We start from the raw sequence: 25,142 nt of genomic DNA on the forward strand, positions 1-25,142 counted from the left end.
AACCGGCAACAGCGACGCGTCATGAGGTCTGTGGAAAAAAGAAATCGCCGAGCGCCCGATGCAACTCATGCAGGCACCAATGGGCCGAGTCCTCCTCGACCCGGCTCGGCAGCGGGACGCTGCAATCGGTGACCAGCAGCGCGCCCAGGCACAACAGGACGAACAACGCGGTTCTCACAGCGTGCGATCGGGGCCGGCGAGATCGCCGTAGATGCGCTCGATGCGCACCCAGGCCTCGGTGGACAGGGCCACGGCAGCGATGTACTGGGTGCGGGCGCTGATCAGCGTGCGCTGGGCGTCGAGCACCTCGATGAAGTTGAACTTGCCCATCTCGAAGCCACGGGTCGCAGTGTCCACGGCGTTTTGCGCGGCCGGCAGGATCACCTGGTTGAACGACTGCACTTCGTTGCTGGCGGTGCTCCACTGATCCAGGGCCTGACGGGTTTCAGTGCGCAGGCGCAGCTCCGCGGCGTTGCGTAGATCCCGGGCCTGATCGGCGCGCCGCGCCGCCGACAGCACGTTGCCCTGGTTGCGGTTGAACAGCGGAATCGGCATCGACACCCCGACCAGATTGACCCGCTCGCGCACGCTGGCGTCGTACTGGCTGCCCACGCTGATATCGAGGTCGGGAATACGCTGGGCCTTTTCCAGCCCCAGGGACGCTTCGCGCTGCACCACCTGCATTTCGGCCAGGCGCAGTTCGGTGGTCTGTTGCAGGCGCGCCAGCAATTGCGCCGAAGGCGGCAGCGACGGCAGCCCGCTGGCCGGCTCCGCAACGGCGCTGAAGTCGGTGGTGGCGGCCCCGGTCACGGTCGCCAACTGGCGATAGGCATTGGCCCGATCCATCTCGGCGCGACTCAGTTCCAGGCGCACTTCCGAGAGCTGGACCTGGGCGCGGGTGGCCTCCACGGGCGAGGCCTTGCCGGCACTCACCCGGCCCTTGGCCACCGTCAGCCCGCGCTCGGCCAGGGCCAGGGAGCGGCCGGCCAGATCGCTACGCTCCTGGGCGCGCAAGGCGCCGTAAAAGGCCGCGATCACATCGGCGCGCAGCTGGTTGCGCTGGCGTTCCAGCTCCAGCGCCGCGGCGTCCTGGGCACGGCTGGCGACATCGATGCGCGCGCCGCGCTTGCCGCCCAGCTCCAGGGTCTGGCTGAGCTTGACGGTGGTGGTGCGCGAGCTGCGGCGGGTGTCTTCGGCGTCCCAGGACAACACCGGATTGGGGATCAACCCGGCCTGCTGGCGGCCACCCTGGGCGATGTCGATTTCCCAGCGCGCCGCCGCCAGTTCGGGGTTGTTGGCAAAGGCACTGGCCAGGGCGTTGTCGAGGCTCAGCACCCGGCTCTCGGCCGCCGCGGCGTCCTGCTGCGCGGCACTGGCCAACAACAGGACGCCGGACAATGCCCCGACTATCCAGGCAAGTTTTTTAATGGAGGTTGGCATAACGCGTTCTGGCCCCTTACCGGTACAGAGTGACGGCGGAGGCTCTGCGGTGCGAGGAAGTTGAACCGGCACGACGCATCCACACTCCACCCATAAAACAACTAACAGGTGAGTATTTAGTGCCGGCCAAATGTAGCCTTCGGTACTTATCGACAGGGTGGCGCAAAGATTACAAATCCGTTAGCAAACGCTCTGCCACGGGCTTATGCATTAACATCCCGGCCATCGACCCGAGAGCAAGCTCAATAAATCCACAACTTGAAATATAGAGAAACAACTTCTCCCCGCATGACACTTCGAAGCTTTTAAATTCAGAACCTTTAAATTAACAACCTTGAAATCCGCAACTTTGAAAGTTGAATCATCCAGCCCGTTACTTTCAATGAAGTTATGGGACTGCCCCATTGCATTAAACACCGAGGCTAATTCAGCATGCGCATTCTGGTGATCGAGGATGAACCGAAAACCGCCGACTACTTGCATCAGGGATTGAGCGAAAGCGGCTACGTCGTCGATTGCGCCAATAACGGCGCCGACGGCCTGCACCTGACCCGCCAGCACGCCTACGACCTGGTGATTCTCGACGTCAATCTGCCGGAGCTGGACGGTTGGGGGGTACTGCAGCGCATTCGCCAGAACAGCAATACGCGGATCATGATGCTCACCGCCCAGGGGCGGCTGGTGGACCGGATCAAGGGCCTGGACCTGGGCGCCGACGATTACCTGGTCAAGCCGTTCGAATTCCCCGAGCTGCTGGCGCGGGTGCGCAGCCTGTTGCGGCGCAGCGAGCAGTCGCCGACCCCCGACGTGCTGCGGGTGGCCGACCTGGAGCTGGACCAGGGCCGTCACCGGGCGTTTCGCGGCAAACAGCGCATCGACCTGACCACCAAGGAGTTCGCCCTGCTGCACCTGCTGATGCGCCAGAGCGGCGTGGTGCTGTCGCGGACCCAGATCATCTCGTTCGTGTGGGACATGAACTTCGATTGCGACACCAATGTGGTGGAAGTCTCGATCCGCCGCCTGCGGGCCAAGATCGACGACCCGTTCGAAAGCAAACTGATCCACACCCTGCGCGGCGTCGGCTACGTGCTCGAAGAGCGCGACTGAAGCGCTGTAGCCGCTGCCGCAGGCTGCGATAGGTCCGAAGGACCTCCGGCGCGCCCAAGAGCGGCGCCCGCTACGCGGTCGATCGCAGCCTCGCGGGCTCGGCAGCGGCTACAGGGGCTGCAGGTGATTAATGTACGTGCTCTTCGTGCCCCTGTTCGTGAAAGCCGGCCTGTTCGACCTGGACCGTCACATGGGAGATATCGAAACGCTCGTGCATCAGTTCGGTGACCTCGGCGAGGATCTGCTGCTCGCTGCGCCGCCCCAGGTCGGCCACCAGATGCGTGCTCATCACGTTCTTGCCGCTGGTCAGGGCCCACAGGTGCAAGTCGTGCACCTCGGTCACCCCGTCGATGGCGCGGATGCCCTGCTCGACCTGATCGATATCGATGCCGTCCGGCACGCCTTGCAGCAACACATTCATGCTCTCCCTGAGCAATGTCCAGGTGCGCGGCAGCACCCAGAAACCGATGGCCGCCGCCACCAGCGAGTCGACCCAGCCCCAGCCGGTGTACATGATCACCAATGCCGCGACGATCACGCCGATGGAGCCGAGCATGTCGCTCCACACCTCCAGGTAGGCACCCTTGACGTTGAGGCTTTCGGCGCTCGCCGAGGCCAGCAGACGCATGGAAATCAGGTTGACGACCAGCCCCAGCACCGCGATCACCAGCATGCCCGTGGACTGGATTTCCGCCGGCGCGGACAGGCGCTGCCAGGCCTCGAACAGGATGTAGAAGGCGACCACGAACAACAGGAGGGCGTTGAACGCCGCGGCGAGAATCTCGAAGCGCGCATAACCGAAGGTGCGCTTGCGATCGGCCGCGCGCTTGCCGACCTGGATCGCCACCAGGGAGATCGCCAGCGCCAGCGCATCGGTCATCATATGGGCGGCATCGGACAGCAGCGCCAGGCTGCCGGTGATAAAGGCACCGATCACCTCGGCGATCATGAAACTGCCCGTCAGCCCCAGGGCCATCCATAACTTGCGTTCGTGTCCGGCCCGAACCTGTCCGTGACTGTGCCCTGCGCCCATGAAAGCCCCCACCTGTGGAAATCGTCGTGGCTGATGATAGCCGGCCCGGACAGCCGGCCCCGGCAAAATGACGCAATGGTCATGCTGCTGCCATCTGGCGGTTATGGGTGACGGCTTTCAGCGCCCCAGGCGCGCCATCACCGCGAGCATATCCGGGCGCCGGGCGGCCCATTCCTCGCGGGTGATGCCGAGCAGCACCACGTCGATGCGCTGGCCGTCCTTCTCGACGTTCTGCCGGCGCACGCCCTCGAGGGTGAAACCGAACTTCTGGTGCAGGCGGATCACCGCCTGGTTCAGCGCCAGCACCTCGCAGTTGAGCTTCGCAAGGCCGGCCGCGCCGAAGGCATGGTCGAGCAGCCAGAATTCCAGCTGGCTGCCCAGGCCCTTGCCCTGCAAGCCGCTGTCCAGGTAGAAGGCCCAGTCGGCGCTCTTGTGCAGGGCATTGATCGCGTTCAGCGACACCACGCCACAGGCGATTCCCTCTTGCAGCACCACGAACACCGACTGCCGCGGATTGCCCACCAGCGAGTCGAGCCAGGCACGGTGCTCGGCCTCGGAAATCTCGTGGGAGGTGTACATGTACTTGCGCACGTCCGGCTGGTTGCGCAGCTCACGCACACGCGCCTGCACCTGTGTACAAGTCTCGAGTATCGGCACGACCTGCATGCGGGGCTCCTGGTCTGAACGGATGCCGCACAGCCTAGGGGCAACGGTGCCCGGCGGCAATTCAAAAGATCCCACTACCCGACGCGGGCTTGCGCCGGCGCAGCACATGCAGGCCCAGGCACACCAGGCTGGTGCCGAACGCTACGATCAATATGCCCTGTGGCGTCTCGCGCTCGCGGCGGCTGTCCAGGCATTCCATGGCGTTGGCGCATTGCGCGATGCACAGCTCCTGGCCATCGAGGGTGCAGGTCAGCACCGCGTCGCGCAGGTGGGTGAAGCTCAGCGTGCGCCCCAGGATCTGGTCATGGCCGACGTTCAGATAGCTGATGCCACGAACCACCTTGAGCCGGGTGTATTCGCCACTGTCCGCGTCCTCTATCAGCATCCCGCCACGGTCGGCATACAGCACCTTGCCGCTGAGGGATTCGACGTTGGCACCGTCCAGCCCATAGTCGACAAGGTTGAAGATCCACAGATGAAGCAGGGCCATGAACAAGCCAATGGCAAAGGACAACCACGCCGCCTGCAGCAGCGGGGGCAGCGTGGAGAAATCACGCAGGGAACGCAGGACGGACCGGATCAAGGCAGCTCCCGAAAACTGGCGCGTGGACCGCGCGTTTTTTTCGAGAGATTAGCGGGTAAATGGGCCTTGGCTAAGCACAACTTTCAGCGGTATGGGTCGGGCTAAAACGCGGGCTGGCAGCGAAGGCTCTAGCCCGCGTTCCCCGGCGCCTGCAGGCGTTTGCGGGGGCGAATTTTTCTGCTGCGCGAAAGCGCCTCAGGACCCGGCACAGACCCCAGGCGCCCCACTGCCTGCCAGCCTCGGCATGCGCGTACCGAAGTACCCCGCGCTGACCACCCCGACCGCGCCCATCACCGCGCAATAGATCACGCAGATCCACGGGCTCCAGGGCATCAGGCCGATCAGCAGCAAAGGCGTGGTGCTCGCCCACAGCGCGTAGGCGATGTTGTAGGTAAAGGAAATGCCGGAGACGCGAATCCGCGCCGGGAACAAACCGACCATCACCGACGGCACCGCGCCCACCACGCCACAGCCAAGGCCAGCGATGGCGTAGGCCAGGCCGACCCAGGCGCCGCCGCTGATCAGGCAACCGTAGAGCAGGCCGATGCCCAGCGGCAGCAGCAGGCTGTAGAGCATCACCGTGCGCCAGGCGCCGATACGGTCGACGATCAGCCCGGCCAGCACGCAACCGATATTCAGGAACACGATGCCCAGGCTGCTCAGGGCGAAGGTGTGGCTGGCGCTCATGCCGAAGGTTTTCTGCATCATGGTCGGGGTAATGACCACGAACACCACCACCGCCGAGGTCAACACGCAGGTGAGAATCGCCGCCGGCAACAGGGCCAGGCGATGCTCGCGCAGCACGGTGCGCAACGGCAGTTCGACGGCGCTGTCGCGCTGTTCCTGCATGGCCATGAACACTGGGGTTTCGCTGAGCCAGCGGCGCAGCCAGACGCCGATCACGCCGAACACCCCACCGAGCAGGAACGGGTAACGCCAGGCATGATCGAGGATTTCCGCCGGGGTGAAGAGTTGCGCCAGCAGGGTCGCGGTCAGTGCGCCAATCAGGTAGCCGAAGGTCAGCCCGGCCTGCAGAAAGCCCAGGGCATAACCGCGATGGCCGGACGGTGCGTGCTCGGCGACGAACACCCAGGCGCTCGGCACTTCACCGCCCACCGCCGCGCCTTGCAGCACCCGCAGCGCCAGCAGCAACAGCGGCGCGAAATAACCGATCTGCGCGTAGGTCGGCATGATGCCGATCAGCAGGCACGGCAGGGCCATCATCAGGATGCTCAGGCTGAACACCTTCTTGCGCCCCAGGCGGTCGGCGAAGTGCGCCATGAGAATGCCGCCCAGCGGCCGTGCCAGGTAGCCGGTGACGAAGATCCCGAAGCTCTGCAACAGCCGCAGCCACTCGGGCATTTCCGGCGGGAAGAACAGCTGGCTCAGGGTCAGGGCGAAAAACACGAAGATGATGAAATCGTAGATTTCCAGGGCGCCGCCCAGTGCCGCCAGGCCCAGGGTCTTGTAGTCGGACCGGGAAAACGGCGCCGGCCGCGCGTCAGGGGAAAAGGACATAAAGCCACTCGGTGTTGGGCACAATTCAAGGCGCCCATGGTCTACGCAAACGCCGCGAGGGACAACCGCAACACCCTTCTGGGTCGGTTTTTAGGCTTTTCCTGTGCATTGAATCGGCGCCGCGGACGCCAATAATCGGCGACTTTCCCACCCGCAACAGGAAAGCCGCCATGAGCATCCATACCCGCAGCAAACGCCTGACCGTACCGCAACTGGTGGCCATGAAAGGCCAGCAGAAGATCGTCTCCCTGACCGCCTACACCAGCCACATGGCGCGGCTGATGGACCCGTTCGTCGATTTCGTGCTGATCGGCGACTCCACGGCCATGGTCGGCTACGGCCGCACCTCGACCCTGGACATGAGCCTGGAAGAGATCATCGGCCACACCCGCGCCGTGGTCGCCAGCACCCGGCTGGCCTGCGTGATCGCCGACATGCCGTTCGGCAGTTATCAGGAATCGCCGCAACAGGCCTACCGCAATTGCGCCGAAGTGCTGGCGCGCACCGGTTGTGACGCGCTCAAGCTCGAAGGCGGGCTGGCCCTGGCGCCGACCGTGGAGTTCCTGGTGCAGCGCGGGATTCCGCTGATGGCCCATATCGGCCTGATGCCCCAGTACGTGAACGTCATGGGCGGCTTCAAGGCCCAGGGCCTGAACGACGCCACGGCCCAGGCCATCGAGGCCGACGCCCGCGCCCATCTCGAAGCCGGGGCGTTCAGCCTGCTGCTGGAAGGGGTGGCGGAAAACCTCGCGCGGCGTATCAGCGACTTTTCGGCGATGCCGACCATCGGCATCGGCGCCTCCCCCGCCTGCGACGGCCAAGTGCTGGTGACCGAGGACCTGCTGGGCCTGGGCGGGCCCCAGGTGCCGCGCTTCGTCAAACAGTACGCCGATGTCGGGGCGCTGATCAGCCAGGCCTGCGAGCAGTTCGCCGCCGAGGTCCGCGACGGCCGCTTCCCCGAGGCGCGGCACTGCTATGGCGTCTGATCGATGGCCCGGGCCAGGCGTTGCACGGCGCCGGCAATGTCCTGGCGCCAGTCGAGGGTAAAACTCAGGCGCAGGTGATGGCGCCACAGGCCTTGCTGGCTGAACATCTGCCCCGGGGCGATGACGATGCCCTGCCCCAGTAATTGCTCATAGACCTGAAGCATCTCCACCGGGCGCGTGGCCTCGGCCCACAGGGTCGCGCCCCCGGCCGGGGTAACCACCCGCAATTGCTCGGCGGCGTGTTCGGCCAGCAGCGCCTGCAGCTGGCCCATGCGTTCGCGCAGCAGGCCGCGCAACTGAACCAGGTGCTGATCGACCCGGCCGCTGCCCAGCAGTTTGGCCACGGCCTTCTGGCGGATCGGTGACAGGCGGAACGCGCGCTCGAGAAAATGCCGCTGCAAGCGCGCGCCCTGGCCACGGCACAGCACATAGCTGAAGGGCGCCTCGGAACCTATGACTTTGTCGAAGGTGGAAAACACCAGCAGCCGCTCGGGATCGGCGTAATCGCGATACCGCGCCGACGCCGGTGTAAAGCAGAACTCGCCATAGCTGTCATTTTCCAACAGCCAGATGCCGCGCTCCCCCAGCCAGCGGCATAGCTGCCGTTTGTCCGCCGCGGGCATCAGGCTGCCGTGGGGTGCGCTCAGGGTCGAAGACAGCAGCGCCAGGCGCACCGGTTCGCGTTGCAGCACCTCATGCAGGCGCTGGCGATCGAAGCGCCCTGCGGCGTCCAGCGGCAGCTCGATCACGCGGATCTTCGCCGCCTGCAATTGCCGCAGGATCGCCCAGGAACAAGGCGACTCCACCAGGGCGACGCTGCCGTTCAGCTCCAGGGCATCCAGCGACAATGCCAGCACCGCGCGCAAATCCGTGCCGAGAAACACCTGCTCGGCCTGCCAGTAATCCGTGGTCGAGCGGGTGTAGCGCTCGGCCAGCGCCGTGCGCAGCTCCGCCTCGCCAAACGGCTGGTACAGCGGTGCCTGGGAGCGTGGGTACTGACGTACCAGCTCGCGCTCGGCGCTCAACAGGGGATTGTCCAGCGACAGCAGCATCGCCGGGGCGTCGCTGCACAGCGCCAGCATTCCGGGCTGGCGGGCGTAGGCATAGACCCTGTCCAGCAGGTCCGTATCCGGCGCCAGCCCTGGCGCCGGCACGGGGCGGCTGAAGTAGCCCTGCTTGGGCCGGGCGTAGATCCGCCCTTCATCCTCGAGCAAGCCATAGGCGTACTTGGTGGTGGAAACCGAGACCTTGAGGCGCTGGGCCAGGGCGCGCAATGACGGCAGGCGCTGCTCGGCCGCACTGGCGCCGTCCAGCCACTCCACCAGGTAGCGGTAGACCGCCTGATAGGCGAAAGGCGTTTCGCGGCTCACCGCTTCAGGCGCCCTTGGCCAGGGCAATCGCCGCCTGGATCGCCGCGCGGGCCTGGGGGCTGTTTTTCCAGCAGCTGGAGCCGACCAGGGCCGAGGCCTGGGTGACGATCTCCAGGGCATTGGCCTGGGCCAGTTGGGCGAGGGAATCGATGCCCAGTTGTTCGAGACGGGCGACCACGGTTTCGCCGACACCCTTGAGCTTGAGCAGCGCCTGGCGTTCTTCGAGCGGGAATGGCATGTACTTCAATCCTTTGCAGTGGTTACCAATTGCCGCATTCTTGCACAGTTCTCGATCGCCCCAGCCTGAGGCGACCGACCTCCTGACAATCATAAAAAGACTTGAGGTATCGACGTGTCCACAGACATTGAAGACAGCCGTTCCGCCCGTTTTGCCCTGCGCTGCTCGAACTGGGCCGAGCGCTGGTTCCCCGACTCCTGGGTGTTCGCCGCGCTGGCGGTGATCATCGTCGCCCTCGCCACCATGGCCATGGGCGCCAAGCCCACCGACACCGCCATGGCCTTCGGCGACGGTTTCTGGAGCCTGATCCCCTTCACCATGCAGATGGCCTTCGTGGTCATCGGCGGTTACGTGGTCGCCAGCTCGCCGCCGGCGGTGAAGCTGATCGACAAACTGGCGCGCATTCCGAAGAACGGCCGCTCCGCCGTGGCCTGGGTCGCGCTGATTTCCATGGTCGCGTCCTTGCTCAACTGGGGCCTGTCCCTGGTGTTCGGCGGCTTGCTGGTGCGCGCCCTGGCCCGGCGTACCGAGCTGCGCATGGACTACCGCGCCGCCGGCGCCGCGGCCTACCTGGGCCTGGGCGCGGTCTGGGCCCTGGGCCTGTCGTCATCGGCCGCGCAATTGCAGGCCAACCCGGGCAGCCTGCCGCCGTCGATCCTGTCGATCACCGGGGTGATTCCGTTCACCCAGACCATCTTTCTCTGGCAGTCCGGCGTGTTGCTGCTGGCCTTGATCGTGGTCTCGCTGGTCATCGCCTATGCCACCGCGCCCGGTCCGAACTCGGCGCGCGACGCCAAGGCCTGCGGCATCGACCCGAGCTTCAGCATGCCCAAGCCACAACCGCGCACCCGCCCCGGCGAGTGGCTGGAATACAGCCCGCTGCTGACCATCCTGCTGGCCCTACTGGCGGCCGGCTGGCTCTACCATGAGTTCGCCACCAAGCCGGCGATCACCGCGATTTCCGGGCTCAACACCTATAACTTTCTGTTCCTGATGCTCGGCGCGCTGCTGCACTGGCGCCCGCGCAGCTTCCTCGAAGCGGTGGCCCGCGCCGTGCCGACCACCACCGGGGTGCTGATCCAGTTCCCGCTGTACGGCTCCATCGCGGCCTTGCTGACGGTGGTCAAGGGCGTCGACGGCCAGACCCTGGCCCACCATATCTCGACCTTCTTCGTGCAGATCGCCTCCCACGACACCTACGCGCTGCTGATGGGGGTCTACTCGGCGGTGCTGGGCTTCTTCATCCCGTCGGGTGGCGGCAAGTGGATCATCGAGGCGCCCTACGTGATGCAGGTGGCCAATGACCTGCAATACCACCTGGGCTGGGCGGTGCAGATCTACAACGCCGCCGAGGCACTGCCGAACCTGATCAACCCCTTCTACATGCTGCCGCTGCTGGGGGTGCTGGGGCTCAAGGCGCGGGACCTGATCGGCTTCTCCTTCGTCCAGTTGCTGGTCCACGCACCGCTGGTGCTGGTGCTGCTGTGGGCGTTGGGCACCACGCTGAGCTATATGCCACCCGTGGCGCCGTAATCTGTTGCCAGCGACTCGCTCCCCTGTAGGAGCGAGTCTGCTCGCGATCGGCCGCCAGGCCGAGGGTGCCCGCCATGTCGTCATCGCGGGCAATCGAGCGTCGACCGGCCGCTCCTGCAGAAGCAGCCCTACATCCTTTCCAGCCTCCCCCTACTATCTTCTAAGCCCCGTCCCAGAGCCTTTTCTGTAGTCTTTCCGTCATATTCGGTTGCTACCGTGCAGCCGAAATACTTTGTTACGAATTGATCGAAAGGTAATCAGGGACCCGGCATGAGCGATGAACACTCGAAAGACCCAGAACATTCCAAGGCCACGGAGCCACCCACCGACACCAGCCGCCGGCGTTTTCTCGGCGGCGTGGCGGTGCTGGGTGTCGGCGCGACGCTCAGCGCCTGCGGCCACAACGACCCGGCGCCGGGCAAGCCGGTGGAGCGCCCGCTGTCGCCGGCCGAGCTGGACCGGGCGCTGCGCGACAACGTGAAGAACGTGGTGGTGATCTATGCCGAGAACCGCAGCTTCAACAACCTGTTCGCCGACTTCCCGGGGCTGGAAAAACCGCTCTCGGCCCTCAAGCCCGCCGACTATCAGCAACGCGACCGTGACGGCAGCCTGTTGCCGGCCCTGCCGCCGGTCTGGGGTGGCGTCGCCCAGGTCGGGCCCCAGACCCTGGATGGCGTGACCTACCCGGTCGGCACCCAGTACCAGGAGCACCTGCCCAACGCGCCCTTCGCCCTCAAGGGCCCCGATGGCGAAGACCTGCCCCTGGGGTTGGTCACCCGCGACCTGTGGCACGTGTTCTACCAGAACCAGATGCAGATCAACGGCGGCAAGAACGATGGTTTCGTCGCCTGGGCCGACGCCGGCGGCCTGCCCATGGGTTATTACGCCCAGAGTCGCTACGGGTTGCGCTTGTGGGATGTGGCCCGGGAATTCGTGCTGTGCGACAACTTCTTCCAGGGCACCTTCGGCGGCTCGTTTCTCAACCACCAGTACCTGATCAGCGCCGCGGTGCCGTTTTATCCGGATGCGGCCAATTCGGTGGCCAAGCCGCAGATCGCCACCCTGCAGAGCGACGACCCGCTCGACAGCCGTCTCAAGCCGCTGGAGCAATCCCCGGCCAGCGCCATGAGCGGCCCGCCGCAATTCGGCCCGAGCCTGCTGACCCCGGACGGCTACGCGGTCAATACCATGGCCCCACCCTACTGGCCGACCTGGATCCGCGACCCGCAGCGCCCGGCCTATGCCAAGGCCGACCTGCCCAATGTGCTGGTGCCACAGCGCCACGACACCATCGGCGACAAGCTCTCGCGCCAGGACATCGACTGGGCCTGGTACGCCGGCGCCTGGCAGGTCACGCTGGACGCCTACAAGGATTCGGCGGGGATTCCGAAGATCCCCAACTTCCAGTACCACCACCAGCCGTTCAACTACTTCGCGCAGTTCGGTCCCGAGCATCCCAACGAACGCAACCATCACCTGCGCGATGCGGGCCTGGGCGATGAGTCGAGCAGCAACCGCTTCCTCGCCGATGCCGAGGCCGGCAAGTTGCCGCCGGTGGCGTTCTACAAGCCCCAGGGCAACCTCAACATGCACGCCGGTTATGCCGATGTGGCCGCGGGCGACCGGCATATCGTGCGCGCCCTGAAGGTGCTGCGCGAAAGCCCGCAGTGGCAGAACATGGTGGTGATCGTCACGGTCGATGAGAACGGCGGCTGGTGGGACCACGTCGCCCCGCCCAAGGGCGACCGCTGGGGGCCGGGGACACGTATCCCGGCGCTGGTGGTGTCACCGTTCGCCCGCAAGGGCACGGTGGACCATACGGTGTACGACACCGCGTCGATCCTGCGGCTGATCACCCGGGTGTTCCAGCTGGAACCGCTCGACGGCCTCAAGCAACGGGACGCAGCGATGATCGCCCGGGGGCAGGCGCCCATGGGCGACCTGAGCAATGCCCTGCACTTCCCGGCCTGAACCGACGGCAGCGGCCGCCCGGGCGGCCGTTTGCGGGTGCAAAAGAAAGATTTATTCCACCCTTTTCCTTGTCACCCGCTACTGTTTCAGTACGGAACTTACCTCGCCCAGACGAGGCCAACGCTGACAAGGAGCCAAGCATGAAACTCGCAAGACTGTCCTTCCCCCTCGCCGCCCTGACCCTAGGCGGCCTGACCCTAAGTAGCCTGACCCTGAGCACCGCAGCCCAGGCCAACGTCGATCTGAAGCTGGGCAACACCCAGCGCGTCACCCAACTCTTCTCCTACCCCAACAACTGCAACGTGATCTGCTTCCGCAACTGGACGCTGGAACAGACCGTCGAGCATTACCTGACCCAAAGCGTGAAGCGCGATGGCTACAGCACCGCCAAGGTCAAGGTGAAGACCGATAACAACCAGCTGTACGCCAACATCAGCGGTGTTCCGAAGGACTATGGCAAGCCGCTGACCGCCCTGTTGGATGCCGGCGACCTGGCCTACAAGGGCGCCAGCAAACTCAACAGCGACGGCAAATGGACCTACAGCTGGTACCTGTTCCTGCCCCTGGGCATGGCCCTGGAAAACCGCAAGAGCGTCGAGTTGCTGCACTTCCCGCCGGACTACTCGCTGACTCAAGCCCAGGACTACCTGAAATCGGCCACCACCGACCGCTGGGCCACCCTGCTGACGACCAATGGCATTCCAACCGAGCAGACGCCGGGCTACCAGACCATCATCGATATTGCGCCGATCGCCGCCCCGGCCACTGCCGGCAAGGACCTGGAAGGCGTCTACGGCTACTTCCAGGACTACCAGACCACCATGGTCAAACAGATCAGCCAGAGTGCCAGCGGCGCCGCCCTGCCAATGGTGGCCTTCGGCGCGCCGGTGCGTAACTGGATCAAGCAGCAGTACGGCCCGACCGTGAACGTGCTGGGCCTGGCACAGATCAGCCCGAGCGCGGGCCTGAAGGTGCCGGTGCTGGGCTCCAACCACCCGAGTTACATCTGGTACGCGGCAGATCCGGAGAACTACGACGGTGACGAGGCCAAGGCCGACGCGGCCGGTTTGAAAGTGATGGGGCAGGATCTGAGCGCGGCCTGCTGGCAGGCCGGGATGGGCAGCAAGCCGGGCAGCGACCCGACAGTGCAACTCAAAAGCTGCACGCAGAACTGGCAGGTGACCAACAAAGAGCAGACCTGCGCTCTGTTCTACACCTCGATCCGCAAGCTGACGCCGGAACAGGCCCAGGCCAAGTGCACCAGCGAGCCGGTACAGACCCAGCTGAAGCAGCTGAAGGCGCCGGCACCGTCGATGAGTGCCGAAGTACCGCCGCATATCTGACGGACAAGCGGTAACAGCTACATCCCATCGCGAGCAAGCTCGCTCCTAAGAACGGCACATCGCCCGTAGGAGCGAGCTTGCTCGCGATGGGTTTTCAGCGCCTCAGAGAGCCCCGACCGGACGCAGGCGGTACTGCGGCGGCAGCTGCTCGAAGCCACTGATGGTGGCGTTCAGGCTCTTCCAGCGACCGTCCTTGATGCCATAGATGCAACCGTGGATCGACAGGCTCTGCCCGCGATGCCAGGCGTTTTGCACAATGCTGGTGTGGCCGACGTTGGCCACTTGCTGGATCACGTTCAGCTCGCAGAGGCGGTCGACCCGTTCTTCCTCGGTGGCCAGTTGTCCCAGTACTTCGCGATGTTCGTAGTACAGGTCGCGAATCGAGCGCAGCCAGCCGTCGATCAGGCCCAGCTGGCGATCCTGCATCGAGGCGCGCACGCCGCCACAGCCATAGTGACCGGTGACCAGGATGTGTTTGACCTTGAGCACGTCCACCGCGTACTGGATCACCGACAGGCAATTGAGGTCGGTGTGCAGCACCACGTTGGCCACGTTGCGGTGTACGAACAGATCCCCGGGAAGCATGCCGACGATCTCGTTGGCCGGTACACGGGCGTCCGAACAACCGATCCACAGGTATTCCGGCGTCTGCTGGCGGGCCAGCTTGGAGAAGAATTCAGGATCTTCCTGCTTGATCGCTTCGGCCCAACGCTCGTTGTTATCAATCAGGTCTTGTAGTTCGTTCATGCTATGAAGCCTCAGGATTGATGCGTTGCTATGACAGACGACTGTCTATCGGGGTCACGCGCGTCTATGCAGATACCGCTTATCTCCCCCTTTGAATCTTGCCGGGTCTGCTGGGTCCACTCTTTAAGCCCAAAAGTATGAGCAACCGTCATGACTGAATCACGACGTCCCTATGGCGCGCCTCAGCCCGAGCCCATCGACGACAACGAAGACCGCATGGGTTCCATGGAAGAGCTGGACTTCGATGAAGAAGAACCCGGCGCCAGGGTCGGCGACCCTGCTTCCAGCCCTGTGGAGCATCGTACTCCCCACAGGCACATCCATGGCTCCAGCCTGACCGGCAACGCCGAGGATGAGCCCAACGACGATGAGCTGACCCCGGAAAACCTGATCCGCGAAGACGGCGCCCGCTCCGCCCATGAAGCCGGTGAAGACCAGCCGGCCGACTGGGACCTGAGCATTGTCGATGAAGACGATATCGGCGGCGGCAATGGCCTGGACGAAGCCGAACTGGCCCAGCGCGACCCACTGGATGGCAAACGCTGATACCTGCCTTTAACAACTGTAGGAGCGAGGCTTGCCCGCGATAGCGGTTTGCCTGACACACCGCTATCGCGGGCAAGCCTCGCTCCTACGATAGCGGCTCGATACGCCGTCAATCGACCAGGGTGCAGGCCATCACCAGCGCATCTTCGCGCCCGCCTGTCGCCGGATAGTAATCGCGGCGGCGGCCGACTTCGTTGAAACCGTAGCGCTCGTACAGACGGTAGGCGGTCTGGTTGCTGGAGCGCACTTCGAGGAAGCATTCGCGCGCGTCTTTCTGGTAGGCGCGCTTCATCAACTCTTCCAGCAGGCGCAGGCCCAGGCCACGGCCCTGGCTTTCCGGCTTGACGGTGATATTGAGCAGGTGGGCTTCGTCGATGATCACCTGGATCACCCCGTGGCCGACCTGCTGGCTGCCTTCGAACATCAGCCAGACTTCATAGGATTTCAGGGCATCGGTGAAAATGCCGCGGGTCCAGGGATGGCTGAACGCCGCGTATTCGATTTTCAGGATGGCATCCAGATCCGCCTCGGTGGCCTGGCGGAACGATAAAGCGTCACTCATTGCTACTTTTCCAACGCGCCATCAGCCGACGCATGGCTTGCCAGACATCAGCCTTACGCTGTGGCTCTTCCATTAATAGTTCCAACCCAGGCAGCGCCCAGGCCGAGCCCAGGCCTTCGACCTGGAGTTCACGGTTGTAGGACTGCGCATCAGCCTCGCCCGCGAAACGCACCGCCGGCAGGCCGATCAGCCACAGGCAGACACAAGGTTCTTCTTCGACGCGCGCCCCGACAAAGGCCTGGACGAAATCCCGCGCCGCGTCCGGCCCCTGGTCGAGATTGCCGCGGGTCAGCATCGGCCAGCGCACCGGCTCGGCGAGGATCTGCGGGCTGTCCGGCAGGCCGGCGGCGCGCAGCATGTCCTTGAGCAGCAGATAGGCCGGGTCGCGGCTCTGGAAGGCTTCGCCTGTGGGTAACTCCACCAGCAGCAGGCAACGACCGGCGCGCAGCAATTGCAGGGCGAAACGCGGTGGCGGCACGGGCGGGGCCTTGATCGGCGCCGGGGCCTCCTCGGCATCGACCACGGGCTTGCTGACCGGACGAACGGCAGCGCCGGCGGGACGCGGCACTTCGATTTTCGGCCGTTCGGCAGGCTTGGCCACAGGCTCGGCAACCGTTTTGGCCACAGGTGCAGGGGCTGCCGGGGCCTCGACCACGGGCTCGGCAATCACCAGCAACTCGGGACGGGACGGCGCCGCAAAGGGCAATTCGGTGCGCGGCAGCCAGCTGACCACCTGCATGGCGGACAGATAAGCGCGACGGCGAGACTCGATAAGCAAAGGTCGGCCACTTGTGGATAACTGAAGTGGGGGGATTCTACCGCCCTTCGCCGAAGATCGCCCGCAGTTGATTCGTCACAAAAACACCGGTCCAGCCCATGACAAGACCGAGGGGTGAATCGTCAGCCTTCCGATGCAGTACAATCGCTGCTTTTCATTGCCAACCAGCCGGCCATTCCGATGATCGAACCCAAGCGCGTGTTGCGCGCCCTCGCCGAACACTGGGCACTTCTGGAGCCACTGTGCGAGCACTTCGACCAAGGCACCCTGAGCCTCGCCGAACTGCGTTCACAGCTGGCCACACAGCAAATTGACAGTACGCCACAGGACATTACCAGCCTGCTGGACGTGTGGATCCGCCTGGATATCCTGGTTCCGGTGGCGAAAAGCCCGAACCGTTTCGAGCTCAACGCACAGATCCACGACTTCCTCGCCTACCTGCGGCGCGAGCACCGCCTGGGCCTGTGCCTGGAAATCGAAGCCTACCTGCGCCACCTCGAACGCCTGGCCGGTTACATCCAGGACGCCTTCGACATCCGCGACGGCCATGACCTGGCCCGCCAGCTGCGGTTGCTGGACATGCGCGTGCGCGATGTATTGAAAAAGCTCGCCAACGACGAACAGGCCCTGGTGGCCGTCGCCGAGCGGGCCAAGACCAGCGACCGGCAGATTCCCCTGCGCCAGCGATACGCCGAGGTACTGGCCACCTGGGACGAATACGTCGAGCCGATGATCCAGCTGGTGAACGCCGACGGCGCCTTCGAGCAAGGCGTGCGCAAGGTCGAGAACGTCCTGCTGCGCATGCTCACCGAACAGCAGCGCCTGGGCCATCTGGTGGACGACGACATGCTGCTGCGCACCCACGCGCGGATCCTGGAAATGCAGACCAGCGCCCAGCTGACCCTGCGTCACGCCCGGGAACTGCTGCTGCCGCTGCGTGAAGAAGCCCGCCGGCACAACGCCGTGACCCGCGGCGCGGCCCTGGCCCTGTCGGCCATCCGGCGCAAGGGCATCGACGCCGTGCCGCAAGCGGCCATGCCACTGTTCACCCGTCCGCAAAGCACCTTCCTCGGCAGCTCCGGCCAGGTCGAGGCTTATGTCTATGCCCTGGCCAGCTTCGAGCCGAAGCCGACGCGCTTTCCCAAGGCGCACAAGACCCACAAGGGCGGCAATGCGCCACGGGCGCCACGCACGGTCCGCGAGATGCTCGACCGCTGCGAAGACGCCCTGCCGATGCCGGACCTGATGACCTGGCTGCTGGAGCAGGAACCGGACGGTGCCACCGACGAGTTGCTGTACTGGTTCTCCCGTCTGTCGCGGGAAAAACGCTTCAAGCGCGAGCGTCTGGAACGCCGCGACTACCACACCCACGAGCACCAGGTCAGCCTGCGCTCCTTCGCCCTGCTCTCGGCCCGCGATGACGTGGCCGAGAATTCTGCGAGCACTCCACATGCATCTTGATCTTTCCGAACTGTCCCAGCTGGCGCCGATCTTTCGCGAGCTGTTCAAGGGTTATCACGTCAGCCGCCGCGACCCGGAGCTGTACTCCCAGCTGTCGAACTTCCAGGACCAGTACCGCACCCTGTTCAAGGCCCTGGGCTTCGAACTGGTGTGCGACACCCGTGGCTTCTACTACTTCGTGCCGGAGAACGCCGCCGCCCAGGTGAACAAGACCGCCCAGCGCCTGGCGCTGTTCACCTTCATCCTGGTGGAGCACCTGGCCGACCAGGGCCGCGACCCGGTCGCCGTGCTCGACGGCGGCAGCCTCGGCCGCGACGAACTGCCGTCGCTGCTGGAGAAGTACCGCGACCTGTTCATCCAGGCCGAAGTGCAGACCCATGAAGAACTGGAAGAAAAAATCATGCGGCGCATGACCCAACTGGGTTTTGCCGGCGAGGAGCCGGGCATCTACCGCTTCCTGCCGCCGATGCACCGCTTCCTCGATGTGTGCCTGTCGGTGCAGCAGGACCGTGACCTGGCCGCCAGCTTGCACAGCGTGCTGCCGTTGCCGACGCCGGTGCTGATCGACGAAGACAGCGACGAAAAACTGCTGCAGACCGACGACCCGCTGGACCTCAGCGAATTCGTCGAATCGGAAAGTGAAGAGGACGCACTGGCCCGCGCCATTGCCGAAGAACAGGAGCTCGACGCATGAGCAAGGAACGCTACGGCATCCGCCGCTTTGCCCTTTTGAACACCGCCGGCTACAGCCTGGGCCTGTTCCCGCTGGAAGAGCCGCTGTCGGTCTACGGCGCGAACAACCTGGGCAAGTCCGCCTCGATCAACGCCCTGCAATTCCCGATCCTGGCACGCATGTCGGACATGAGCTTCGGCAAGTACAGCCTGGAACAGTCGCGGCGTTTCTACTTCGCCACCGATACCAGCTACATCCTGGTGGAAGTGTCCCTGCCCCATGGCCCGCATGTGATCGGCGTGGCCGGGCGCGGTCCGGGCGGCAGTTTCGGTCACCAGTTCTTCGCCTATGCCGGCTCGCTGGACCTGGCGCACTACCAGAAAGACGACACCTGCCTGCGGCAGAAAGAGCTGTTCACCAACCTCGAGCGTCAGGGCCTGAAGGCCTATGAGCTCAAGCCGGATGAACTGCGTCGCCTGCTGGTGGGCGGACATACCTCGATTCCGCTGGACCTGACCCTGATCCCGCTGCGCTCCACCAGCGAGCAGAGCCTGAAGACCTTCCGCGCGTTGTTCATCAACCTGCTGCACATGCGCGAAATCACCGCGGCCAAGCTCAAGCAGCTGTTCCTCGATGCCTTCGAACACAGCCTGCGTTCCGGCAGCGTCGACTACATCGCCGCCTGCGAAGATGCCTTCCGCGACGTGCGCCGCATGGAGCAGGACTACAACTCGCTGGTGGCCGCGGGCCCCCTGGTGGAAGCCCTGGCCAACGGCGTGACACAGCGCGACATCCTGCGCGGCAAACTGCATCGCCTGTCGCCGCTGCTCGACTCGCTGCTGGGCACCTGGTCCGACTACGCCAGCGCGCGCAAGGAAGAGCTGACCATCCAGGCCGAGCACTACCGCAACGAACAGGACGCACTGCAGAACGACCAGCGCAGCAGTACCCAGGAAATGATGCGCCTGGAGCGGGAAATCACCGGCACCCAGCGCTGGCTCGGCGAGCTCTCGGTGCTCAAGCATCGTTTCGCCCTGGTGGACGACGTCAAGGTCCTGGAGCAGCAACTGCTGGCGGCCAAGGATGCCCACGACGAACTGGCCGGCGCTCTGGCCCAGTCCCGGCAGTTCTCCGCCGAGGACCTGGAAGAGCGCCTGCGGGATCTGGAAAAACGCCTGAAGTCGGTCAAGCAGCAGCTCGATAACGCCGACAACAACAGCTATGCGCGCCTGCGCGAGGAATTCTCGCAACAGGACGTCGAGCGTCTGATGCGCCTGTTCAACAGCCAGTTGTTCAGCCTGCCGCTGGGCGAACACGGCATCGCCCTGGACGAGAACGGCGACTGGGTCAAATCCGTGGAGCTGATCCTCGATGGCTTCAAGGGCGAGCGCTTCGAAGTGCCGGGGCTGTCCATCGACATTTCCCACATCGAACCGCCGGCCTTGCAGGCCCTGGCGGACCGCGCAGCATTGCGCGACCAGAAAGAGCGCCTGGACAAAGAACTCAAGCAGCTGAAAACCCAGGCCGCGGTGGCCGCCGACCGCGCCGCGAGCAAGACCCAGACCGAAGCGCTGTACCAGCAGGTGCTGGATGCGCAGAAAGCCCTGGAAGATTTCCGCCGCGCGCAGACCCTGAGCGCCGAGGAAGGCGAAAAGCTGGAACAGCTGGCGCAGATGGAAGCCGCCCAGGACGAACTCAAGCGCTCCAGCGACGCCTTCACCGAACGCGTCCAGCAGCTGTCGGCCAAGCTGCAACTGGTGGGCCGGCAGATCGGCGACATGGAAGCCAAGCAACGCACCCTCGACGATGCCCTGCGCCGTCGCCAGCTGTTGCCGGCGGACCTGCCGTTCGGCACACCGTTCATGGAGCCGGTGGACGACTCCATGGACAACCTGCTGCCCCTGCTCAACGACTATCAGGACAGCTGGCAAGGTCTGCAGCGGGTCGATGGCCAGATCGAGGCGCTGTACGCTCAGGTGCGCCTCAAGGGCGTGGCCAAGTTCGACAGCGAAGACGACATGGAGCGTCGCCTGCAACTGCTGATCAACGCCTATGCGCACCGCACCGACGAAGCCCTGACCCTGGGCAAGGCGCGTCGCGCGGCCGTCACCGATATCGCCCGGACCCTGCGCAACATCCGCAGCGACTACGACAGCCTCGAGCATCAGTTGGCGCTGTTCAACCGCGAGATCAACAAACGCCAGGTGTCCAACCTGCAGAGTTTCCGTATCGTGCTCGCGCCGAACAAGGAAGCCCTCAAGCACATCGACCAGATCATCCACAGCGCCGGGCAATACGAAGAAGGCGAGACCCTGTCGGTGTTCGACCTGAGCCAGAGCGCCGAACAGGACAGCAAGAACGAAGAGGCCAAGGAATACCTGGCCCGCCTGGTAGCGGCCAACCATAACCAACTGGGCCTGAAGGACCTGTTCGAGCTGGCGTTCGAGATCACCAAGGTCAATGGCCAGCCGGTGATCCACACCGATATCGATGGCGCGGCGTCCAACGGCACCACCATGACCATCAAGGCGCTGACCAACATGTACCTGTTGCTGCACTTGATGGACCGCGAGCAAGCCGGGCGCATCCGCCTGCCGTACTACCTCGACGAGGCCGCGGACATCGACGAGAAGAACCAGGCAGCGCTGCTGGAAACCAGCCTGCAACTGGGCTTCGTGCCGATCCTGGCCAGTGTGAAGCCGCAGGTGTCGGCCCAGGTCGCCATCGACCTGGAAGGCGGCAGCGGCCCGAACGGTATCTACATCGACGAGGCGGACTGGAAGTACATCCGCCGTCACGATCAGGTCAAGGCTACCCTGAACGTCGAGCCAGAAGCCGAAGCGGAGCTGGACGAGGTGTAACCGCCGAAACCGTAAAACAAAAAGGCCGTGATCTTTCGATCACGGCCTTTTTTGTTTTCTCTGGGTTATTTGCCCAGGGGGATTTTCGGTGCCCAGGTCAGCCATTCGTCCTCGAACTTGTCGAACAACGGGAAGGTCTGTTCTGGCCGTGCCGGGTTGCCCATGCGCTCGCCATCCGGCGTGGCAAAGGCGATGCCGCCCTGGATCAGGGTCTCCAGCGACTCGGTGCGGACGGTTGCGCCCTTGAACAGGCCGATGTCGATACCGAACCCACTGCTGTTCCAGAAACGCGTACCGCCACGCACCAGCGGCGCGTACTTCGGCTCGATCAGGATATGGATCAACACCCGATCGGCAGTCTGGCCCAGTTCGTAGCCCGTGACCTTGCCCACCGTTACCTCGCGGTAAGTCACCGGCACGCCGACCTTCAGCGAGCCGCGCCGCGCCGCGCTCAGCACCAGGCTCAGGCCGGCCTCGGCGACCGCGGCTTCCGGTGGCTGGGGCAAGGCGACAAAGCTGGTTTGCGCGCCGAGGTTCTTCGCCGCCGGCTGCACCTCGATGTACTGCCCGGTCACCAGGGTTTCCAGGTTGGCGGTCTTGATCAAGCCAAGCTCCGGCTTGACCACCCAGAACTGGCTGCCGACCCGCGCGATTCGCTCCGGCACCTCGGTGATCCGAGCCTTGAGCAGCACCGACTGCAGATCGCCGCTCAGGTCGACGTCTTCGACCTTGCCGACATCCAGCCCCTTGAAGCGGATAGGCGTACCCGGACGCAGGCCATCGGCGCGATCGACCTTGATGCTGATCAGGGTGCCCTTCTGTGTCGCCTGCTCCTTGTCGGCATACAAGCGGAAACGTGGGATGCGCTTTTTCAGCGGCACGTTGGGTTCCGGCGTGTCGAAGGCGATACCGCCAGCCATCAGGCTTTGCAACGACTCGCTCTTGACCTGGATGCCGCCGGTCAGGCCACCGGTCAAGGTGACACCGCTGGCATTCCAGAAACGCGTCGAGCCGTTCACCAGCCCTTCGTATTCCTTCTCGATATGCACGCCGATGACCAACTGCTTGCGGGTCCGCGAAAACTGGTAGCTCTGCACCGAGCCGACCTTGACCTGCTTGTACAGAATCGGGCTGCCCACCTCCAGCGAACCGAGGTTTTCGGTGAACAGCACCAGGTGCAGGCCAGGGGAGCGCAGGTCCAGCGGCGGCGCCTTGGGCCGCGCCTCGAATTCGCGTTGCGGAGCAGCGCCCTTGTCACCTGGGCGCACCGCGATGTAGTTGCCTTTGACCAGGGCTTCCAGACCGGTGATACCCGCCAGGGAGATCGAAGGCTTGACCACCCAGAACTGGGTGCCTTGCACCAGGTAATCCTCGGCCAAAGGGTCCAGGGTCAGCTCCGCCGTGGCGCTGGACAGATCCGGGTCGACCTTGAGGGCCTTGAGGTTACCAACCTGAATCCCCTTGTACATGACTGGCGTGCGACCTGCCTGGAGCCCTTCGAAGTCACTCAGCTTGACCTTGACCCGGATGCCCGCCTGCGCCGCGTCGAAGTCCTCGTAGAGACGGAACGGCAGGGTCGGGTCGGTTGGCGGGCTGTCCCGGCGATTCTCCGGGGTAGCGAAGGCGATACCGCCGGCGACGATGCTGGCCAGGGATTCGCTACGCACTTTCACACCGGACAGGTTGGCGTCGATGCTGATGCCGCTGGCGTTCCAGAAACGCGTATGTTTGCGCACCAGGTTGGCGTAGGTCGGCTCGATAAAGACTTTGATCTCAACCGTGTTCTGGTCTTCGGAGAGCAGGTAGCTTTTCACCTGCCCCACCTGGATCTGCTTGTAGAACACCGGGCTGCCGCGGTTCAACGATCCCAGGCGATCCGCCTTGATGGTCAAGTGCAAGCCCGGCTTGGCGTCTGATAACGGTGGTTCTTCGATCAGCGCCTTGAACTTGCGCGCAGGCTCGCCCTCTCCCGGGCTGATGGCGATGTAGTTACCTGAAACCAGCGTCTCCAGCCCGGTGATCCCAGCCAGGGTCACACTCGGTTTGACCAGCCAGAAGCGTGTGCTGCTCTTCAGGTATTGCTGGACGTCCTTGTTCATCTCGACAGTGGCAATCACCCCTCTGGTGTTGCCTTCGTCGTCCAGGGCCAGGGCCTTGACCTTGCCCACCGACATCCCTTTGTAGACCACCTCGGTCTTGTTGGCCTGGATGCCCTCGCCGCTTTCAAAGCGCACCTGGACCTCGATACCGGTCTGACTATAGGCACGCCAGCCCAACCATCCGCCAATCAGCAACGCGATCAGGGGCAGGACCCAGATGGCCGACCAGTTCGAAGCCGGACGGGTTTTAGCTTTAGGCAAATCACTCATTGTCGTCGTCCGACTCCGTGTTATCCCAGATCAGTCGGGGATCAAAAGTTACTGCGGCGAGCATCGTCAGAATCACCACGCTGGCAAAGGCCACTGCACCGAGATTGGCCTCGATACTGGCAAGCCGACCGAAATTCACCACCGCCACCAGGATGGCGATCACAAAGATATCCAGCATCGACCAACGGCCGATGAACTCGATAAAGCGGTACATCCAAATGCGTTGCCGCGCCGATAATGGCTGGTGGCGCTGGACCGAAAACAGCAACAGGGCAATCCCCACCAGCTTGAAGGTGGGCACCAGGATACTGGCGATGAACACCACCGCCGCAATCGGGATCATGCCGTGCTGCACCAGTACGATCACCCCCGACATGATGGTGCTGGGGTCACCCTGGCCGAGTGACGTGACCGTCATGATCGGCAGCACATTGGCCGGGATGTACAGGATCGCCGCGGTGATCAGCAGTGCCCAGGTACGCATGATGCTTTTGGGGCGACGAGCATGCACCAGGGCTCCGCAGCGAGTGCAGGTTTGCTCATCGGTATCGGGTTCCTGCCTGTTCAGCTCGTGGCATTCATTACAAACCAGAATGCCCGCATCAATCGCCCGCATGCGCATCCTCCCCGGCCAGGGCATCCCATATCTGATGGGGCGACATGACCACCTCCAGCCATACCTGAACCAATAACAGACTGACAAAACACACCAACCCCAGGCCGACCGTCATGGCAGCCAGATCCGCCAGCTTGACGATGGCGACCAATACTCCCATCAGGTAGACCTCGAGCATGCCCCAGTCCCGCAAGTGGTGATAAATGCGGTACAGCAACAGGCCGTAGCTGCGACCTATGTCCAGGCGAATGCTCAGGAGCACGAGCAACTGGCAGACCAGCTTGAGCAATGGAATGCCCATGCTGCAGAGAAACACCACCACCGCCACGCCTTGCATATCGGTATTGAACAAACCGATAACGCCGCTCCACACGGTGTCCTCAGAGGATTGTCCGAGTAGATTGAGCTGCATGATGGGTAAAAAGTTCGCGGGGACATAGAGCAGTAGCGCGGCAAGAACCAATGCCAAGCTGCGATCCACGACGTTATGGCGGTGTGCGTATAGCTCGTAACCACAGCGGGGGCACTGGGCTTTTTCTCCGTGGGCCAGCTCTGGCTTGCGCATCAGCAAGTCGCATTCGTGGCAGGCCACCAGGTCATCCAGCGGCAACTCCGACAGCCCGGGGGCGTCAACCGTATCTGACATACAAGGCTCTGGCTCTGAAAAGGCGTGAAGCTATTCTAGAGGTCCGTCCCGAAAATAACTGTGCAAAATTGTTTGGAGATAAGAACCGTTTTCTG

Annotated in this window: 23 protein-coding genes; 9 read left to right on the forward strand and 14 right to left on the reverse strand. The window is 64.0% G+C overall.

Annotation, left to right across the window (positions count from 1 at the left end):
- Nucleotides 1-19: 19 nt before the first annotated feature.
- Together J4E58_RS10765 and J4E58_RS10770 are read right to left on the reverse strand one after the other, a co-directional pair.
- Nucleotides 20-178 carry a hypothetical protein gene (locus J4E58_RS10765; RefSeq protein WP_156376429.1) on the reverse strand — a complete coding sequence of 53 codons (159 nt, stop codon included), beginning with the start codon at nt 176-178 and terminating at the stop codon, nt 20-22.
- Nucleotides 175-1,440 carry a TolC family protein gene (locus tag J4E58_RS10770; RefSeq protein WP_087092080.1) on the reverse strand — a complete coding sequence of 422 codons (1,266 nt, stop codon included), beginning with the start codon at nt 1,438-1,440 and terminating at the stop codon, nt 175-177. Before J4E58_RS10770 ends, J4E58_RS10765 begins: the two co-directional genes overlap by 4 nt.
- Before the next feature lie 432 nt (nt 1,441-1,872).
- On the opposite strand from J4E58_RS10770, the gene J4E58_RS10775 reads away from it, so the two are divergent.
- On the forward strand, nt 1,873-2,547 hold the full coding sequence (locus J4E58_RS10775; protein WP_007930804.1) for a heavy metal response regulator transcription factor: 675 nt from the start codon (nt 1,873-1,875) through the stop codon (nt 2,545-2,547).
- A 127-nt stretch (nt 2,548-2,674) separates the two neighbouring features.
- Here the strand turns inward: J4E58_RS10775 and J4E58_RS10780 are convergent, their stop codons facing one another.
- The 4 genes from J4E58_RS10780 to J4E58_RS10795 all read right to left on the reverse strand — a co-directional run bounded on the left by J4E58_RS10780 (nt 2,675) and on the right by J4E58_RS10795 (nt 6,347).
- Entirely contained in the window at nt 2,675-3,580 is a 906-nt protein-coding gene (locus J4E58_RS10780) for a cation diffusion facilitator family transporter (protein ID WP_087092081.1), read from the reverse strand.
- A 117-nt stretch (nt 3,581-3,697) separates the two neighbouring features.
- Complete coding sequence (gene pseH / locus J4E58_RS10785) at nt 3,698-4,246, reverse strand: UDP-4-amino-4,6-dideoxy-N-acetyl-beta-L-altrosamine N-acetyltransferase (RefSeq protein ID WP_087092082.1); 549 nt, start codon at nt 4,244-4,246, stop codon at nt 3,698-3,700.
- A 61-nt stretch (nt 4,247-4,307) separates the two neighbouring features.
- Nucleotides 4,308-4,829 (reverse strand): hypothetical protein, encoded by a 522-nt coding sequence (locus J4E58_RS10790; protein WP_256583140.1) that lies wholly within the window; start codon nt 4,827-4,829, stop codon nt 4,308-4,310.
- Between the two features lie 195 nt (nt 4,830-5,024).
- A complete protein-coding gene (locus J4E58_RS10795; protein ID WP_087092083.1) occupies nt 5,025-6,347 on the reverse strand; it encodes an MFS transporter in 1,323 nt (440 codons plus the stop codon).
- A 170-nt stretch (nt 6,348-6,517) separates the two neighbouring features.
- On the opposite strand from J4E58_RS10795, the gene panB reads away from it, so the two are divergent.
- Complete coding sequence (gene panB / locus J4E58_RS10800) at nt 6,518-7,333, forward strand: 3-methyl-2-oxobutanoate hydroxymethyltransferase (protein WP_087092084.1); 816 nt, start codon at nt 6,518-6,520, stop codon at nt 7,331-7,333.
- Here the strand turns inward: panB and J4E58_RS10805 are convergent.
- Both J4E58_RS10805 and J4E58_RS10810 read right to left on the reverse strand, forming a co-directional pair.
- Complete coding sequence (locus J4E58_RS10805) at nt 7,321-8,703, reverse strand: PLP-dependent aminotransferase family protein (protein WP_087092085.1); 1,383 nt, start codon at nt 8,701-8,703, stop codon at nt 7,321-7,323. The genes panB and J4E58_RS10805 overlap by 13 nt on opposite strands.
- A gap of 4 nt (nt 8,704-8,707) precedes the next feature.
- On the reverse strand, nt 8,708-8,941 hold the full coding sequence (locus tag J4E58_RS10810; RefSeq protein WP_087092086.1) for a Pathogenicity locus: 234 nt from the start codon (nt 8,939-8,941) through the stop codon (nt 8,708-8,710).
- Between the two features lie 114 nt (nt 8,942-9,055).
- On the opposite strand from J4E58_RS10810, the gene J4E58_RS10815 reads away from it, so the two are divergent.
- The 3 genes from J4E58_RS10815 (at nt 9,056) to J4E58_RS10825 (ending at nt 13,788) form a co-directional block, all read left to right on the forward strand.
- Nucleotides 9,056-10,474 carry a short-chain fatty acid transporter gene (locus J4E58_RS10815; protein WP_007930148.1) on the forward strand — a complete coding sequence of 473 codons (1,419 nt, stop codon included), beginning with the start codon at nt 9,056-9,058 and terminating at the stop codon, nt 10,472-10,474.
- Between the two features lie 270 nt (nt 10,475-10,744).
- Nucleotides 10,745-12,445 (forward strand): acid phosphatase, encoded by a 1,701-nt coding sequence (locus tag J4E58_RS10820; RefSeq protein WP_087092087.1) that lies wholly within the window; start codon nt 10,745-10,747, stop codon nt 12,443-12,445.
- Between the two features lie 140 nt (nt 12,446-12,585).
- Nucleotides 12,586-13,788, forward strand: coding sequence for a hypothetical protein (locus J4E58_RS10825; RefSeq protein ID WP_087092088.1), 1,203 nt, complete (start codon nt 12,586-12,588; stop codon nt 13,786-13,788).
- A 102-nt stretch (nt 13,789-13,890) separates the two neighbouring features.
- Here the strand turns inward: J4E58_RS10825 and can are convergent, their stop codons facing one another.
- A complete protein-coding gene (can, locus tag J4E58_RS10830) occupies nt 13,891-14,535 on the reverse strand; it encodes a carbonate dehydratase (RefSeq protein WP_007930139.1) in 645 nt (214 codons plus the stop codon).
- Between the two features lie 150 nt (nt 14,536-14,685).
- On the opposite strand from can, the gene J4E58_RS10835 reads away from it, so the two are divergent.
- A complete protein-coding gene (locus J4E58_RS10835) occupies nt 14,686-15,081 on the forward strand; it encodes a hypothetical protein (protein WP_053262658.1) in 396 nt (131 codons plus the stop codon).
- Nucleotides 15,082-15,190: 109 nt separating this feature from the next.
- On the opposite strand, the gene rimI is transcribed toward J4E58_RS10835, so the two are convergent.
- Together rimI and J4E58_RS10845 are read right to left on the reverse strand one after the other, a co-directional pair.
- Nucleotides 15,191-15,643: a ribosomal protein S18-alanine N-acetyltransferase gene (rimI, locus tag J4E58_RS10840; RefSeq protein WP_009045633.1), complete on the reverse strand. Its 453-nt coding sequence runs from the start codon at nt 15,641-15,643 to the stop codon at nt 15,191-15,193.
- On the reverse strand, nt 15,636-16,421 hold the full coding sequence (locus J4E58_RS10845; protein ID WP_087092089.1) for an energy transducer TonB: 786 nt from the start codon (nt 16,419-16,421) through the stop codon (nt 15,636-15,638). The genes rimI and J4E58_RS10845 overlap by 8 nt, the downstream gene beginning before the upstream one ends.
- Before the next feature lie 180 nt (nt 16,422-16,601).
- Here J4E58_RS10845 and mksB point away from each other — a divergent pair, with 180 nt between their 5' ends.
- From mksB to mksF, 3 genes are read left to right on the forward strand one after another with little or no spacing between them, the layout of a single operon-like run.
- Nucleotides 16,602-17,882, forward strand: coding sequence for an Mks condensin complex protein MksB (mksB, locus tag J4E58_RS10850; protein WP_172963000.1), 1,281 nt, complete (start codon nt 16,602-16,604; stop codon nt 17,880-17,882).
- Nucleotides 17,872-18,576, forward strand: coding sequence for an Mks condensin complex protein MksE (mksE, locus tag J4E58_RS10855; protein ID WP_007930132.1), 705 nt, complete (start codon nt 17,872-17,874; stop codon nt 18,574-18,576). Before mksB ends, mksE begins: the two co-directional genes overlap by 11 nt.
- On the forward strand, nt 18,573-21,416 hold the full coding sequence (gene mksF / locus J4E58_RS10860; protein ID WP_007930131.1) for an Mks condensin complex protein MksF: 2,844 nt from the start codon (nt 18,573-18,575) through the stop codon (nt 21,414-21,416). The genes mksE and mksF overlap by 4 nt, the downstream gene beginning before the upstream one ends.
- Nucleotides 21,417-21,481: 65 nt before the next feature.
- Here mksF and J4E58_RS10865 read toward each other — a convergent pair whose 3' ends face one another.
- The 3 genes from J4E58_RS10865 to J4E58_RS10875 are packed head-to-tail and all read right to left on the reverse strand — an operon-like array spanning nt 21,482 to nt 25,047.
- A complete protein-coding gene (locus J4E58_RS10865; protein ID WP_087092091.1) occupies nt 21,482-23,785 on the reverse strand; it encodes a PqiB family protein in 2,304 nt (767 codons plus the stop codon).
- Complete coding sequence (locus J4E58_RS10870; protein WP_087092092.1) at nt 23,778-24,401, reverse strand: paraquat-inducible protein A; 624 nt, start codon at nt 24,399-24,401, stop codon at nt 23,778-23,780. The genes J4E58_RS10865 and J4E58_RS10870 overlap by 8 nt, the downstream gene beginning before the upstream one ends.
- Nucleotides 24,388-25,047, reverse strand: a complete 660-nt coding sequence (locus tag J4E58_RS10875) for a paraquat-inducible protein A (RefSeq protein ID WP_087092093.1) — start codon at nt 25,045-25,047, stop codon at nt 24,388-24,390. Before J4E58_RS10875 ends, J4E58_RS10870 begins: the two co-directional genes overlap by 14 nt.
- Between the last annotated feature and the right edge of the window lie 95 nt (nt 25,048-25,142).

Origin of the sequence: Pseudomonas sp. FW305-25, assembly GCF_017351415.1 — a bacterium.
GTDB lineage: Bacteria > Pseudomonadota > Gammaproteobacteria > Pseudomonadales > Pseudomonadaceae > Aquipseudomonas > Aquipseudomonas chlororaphis.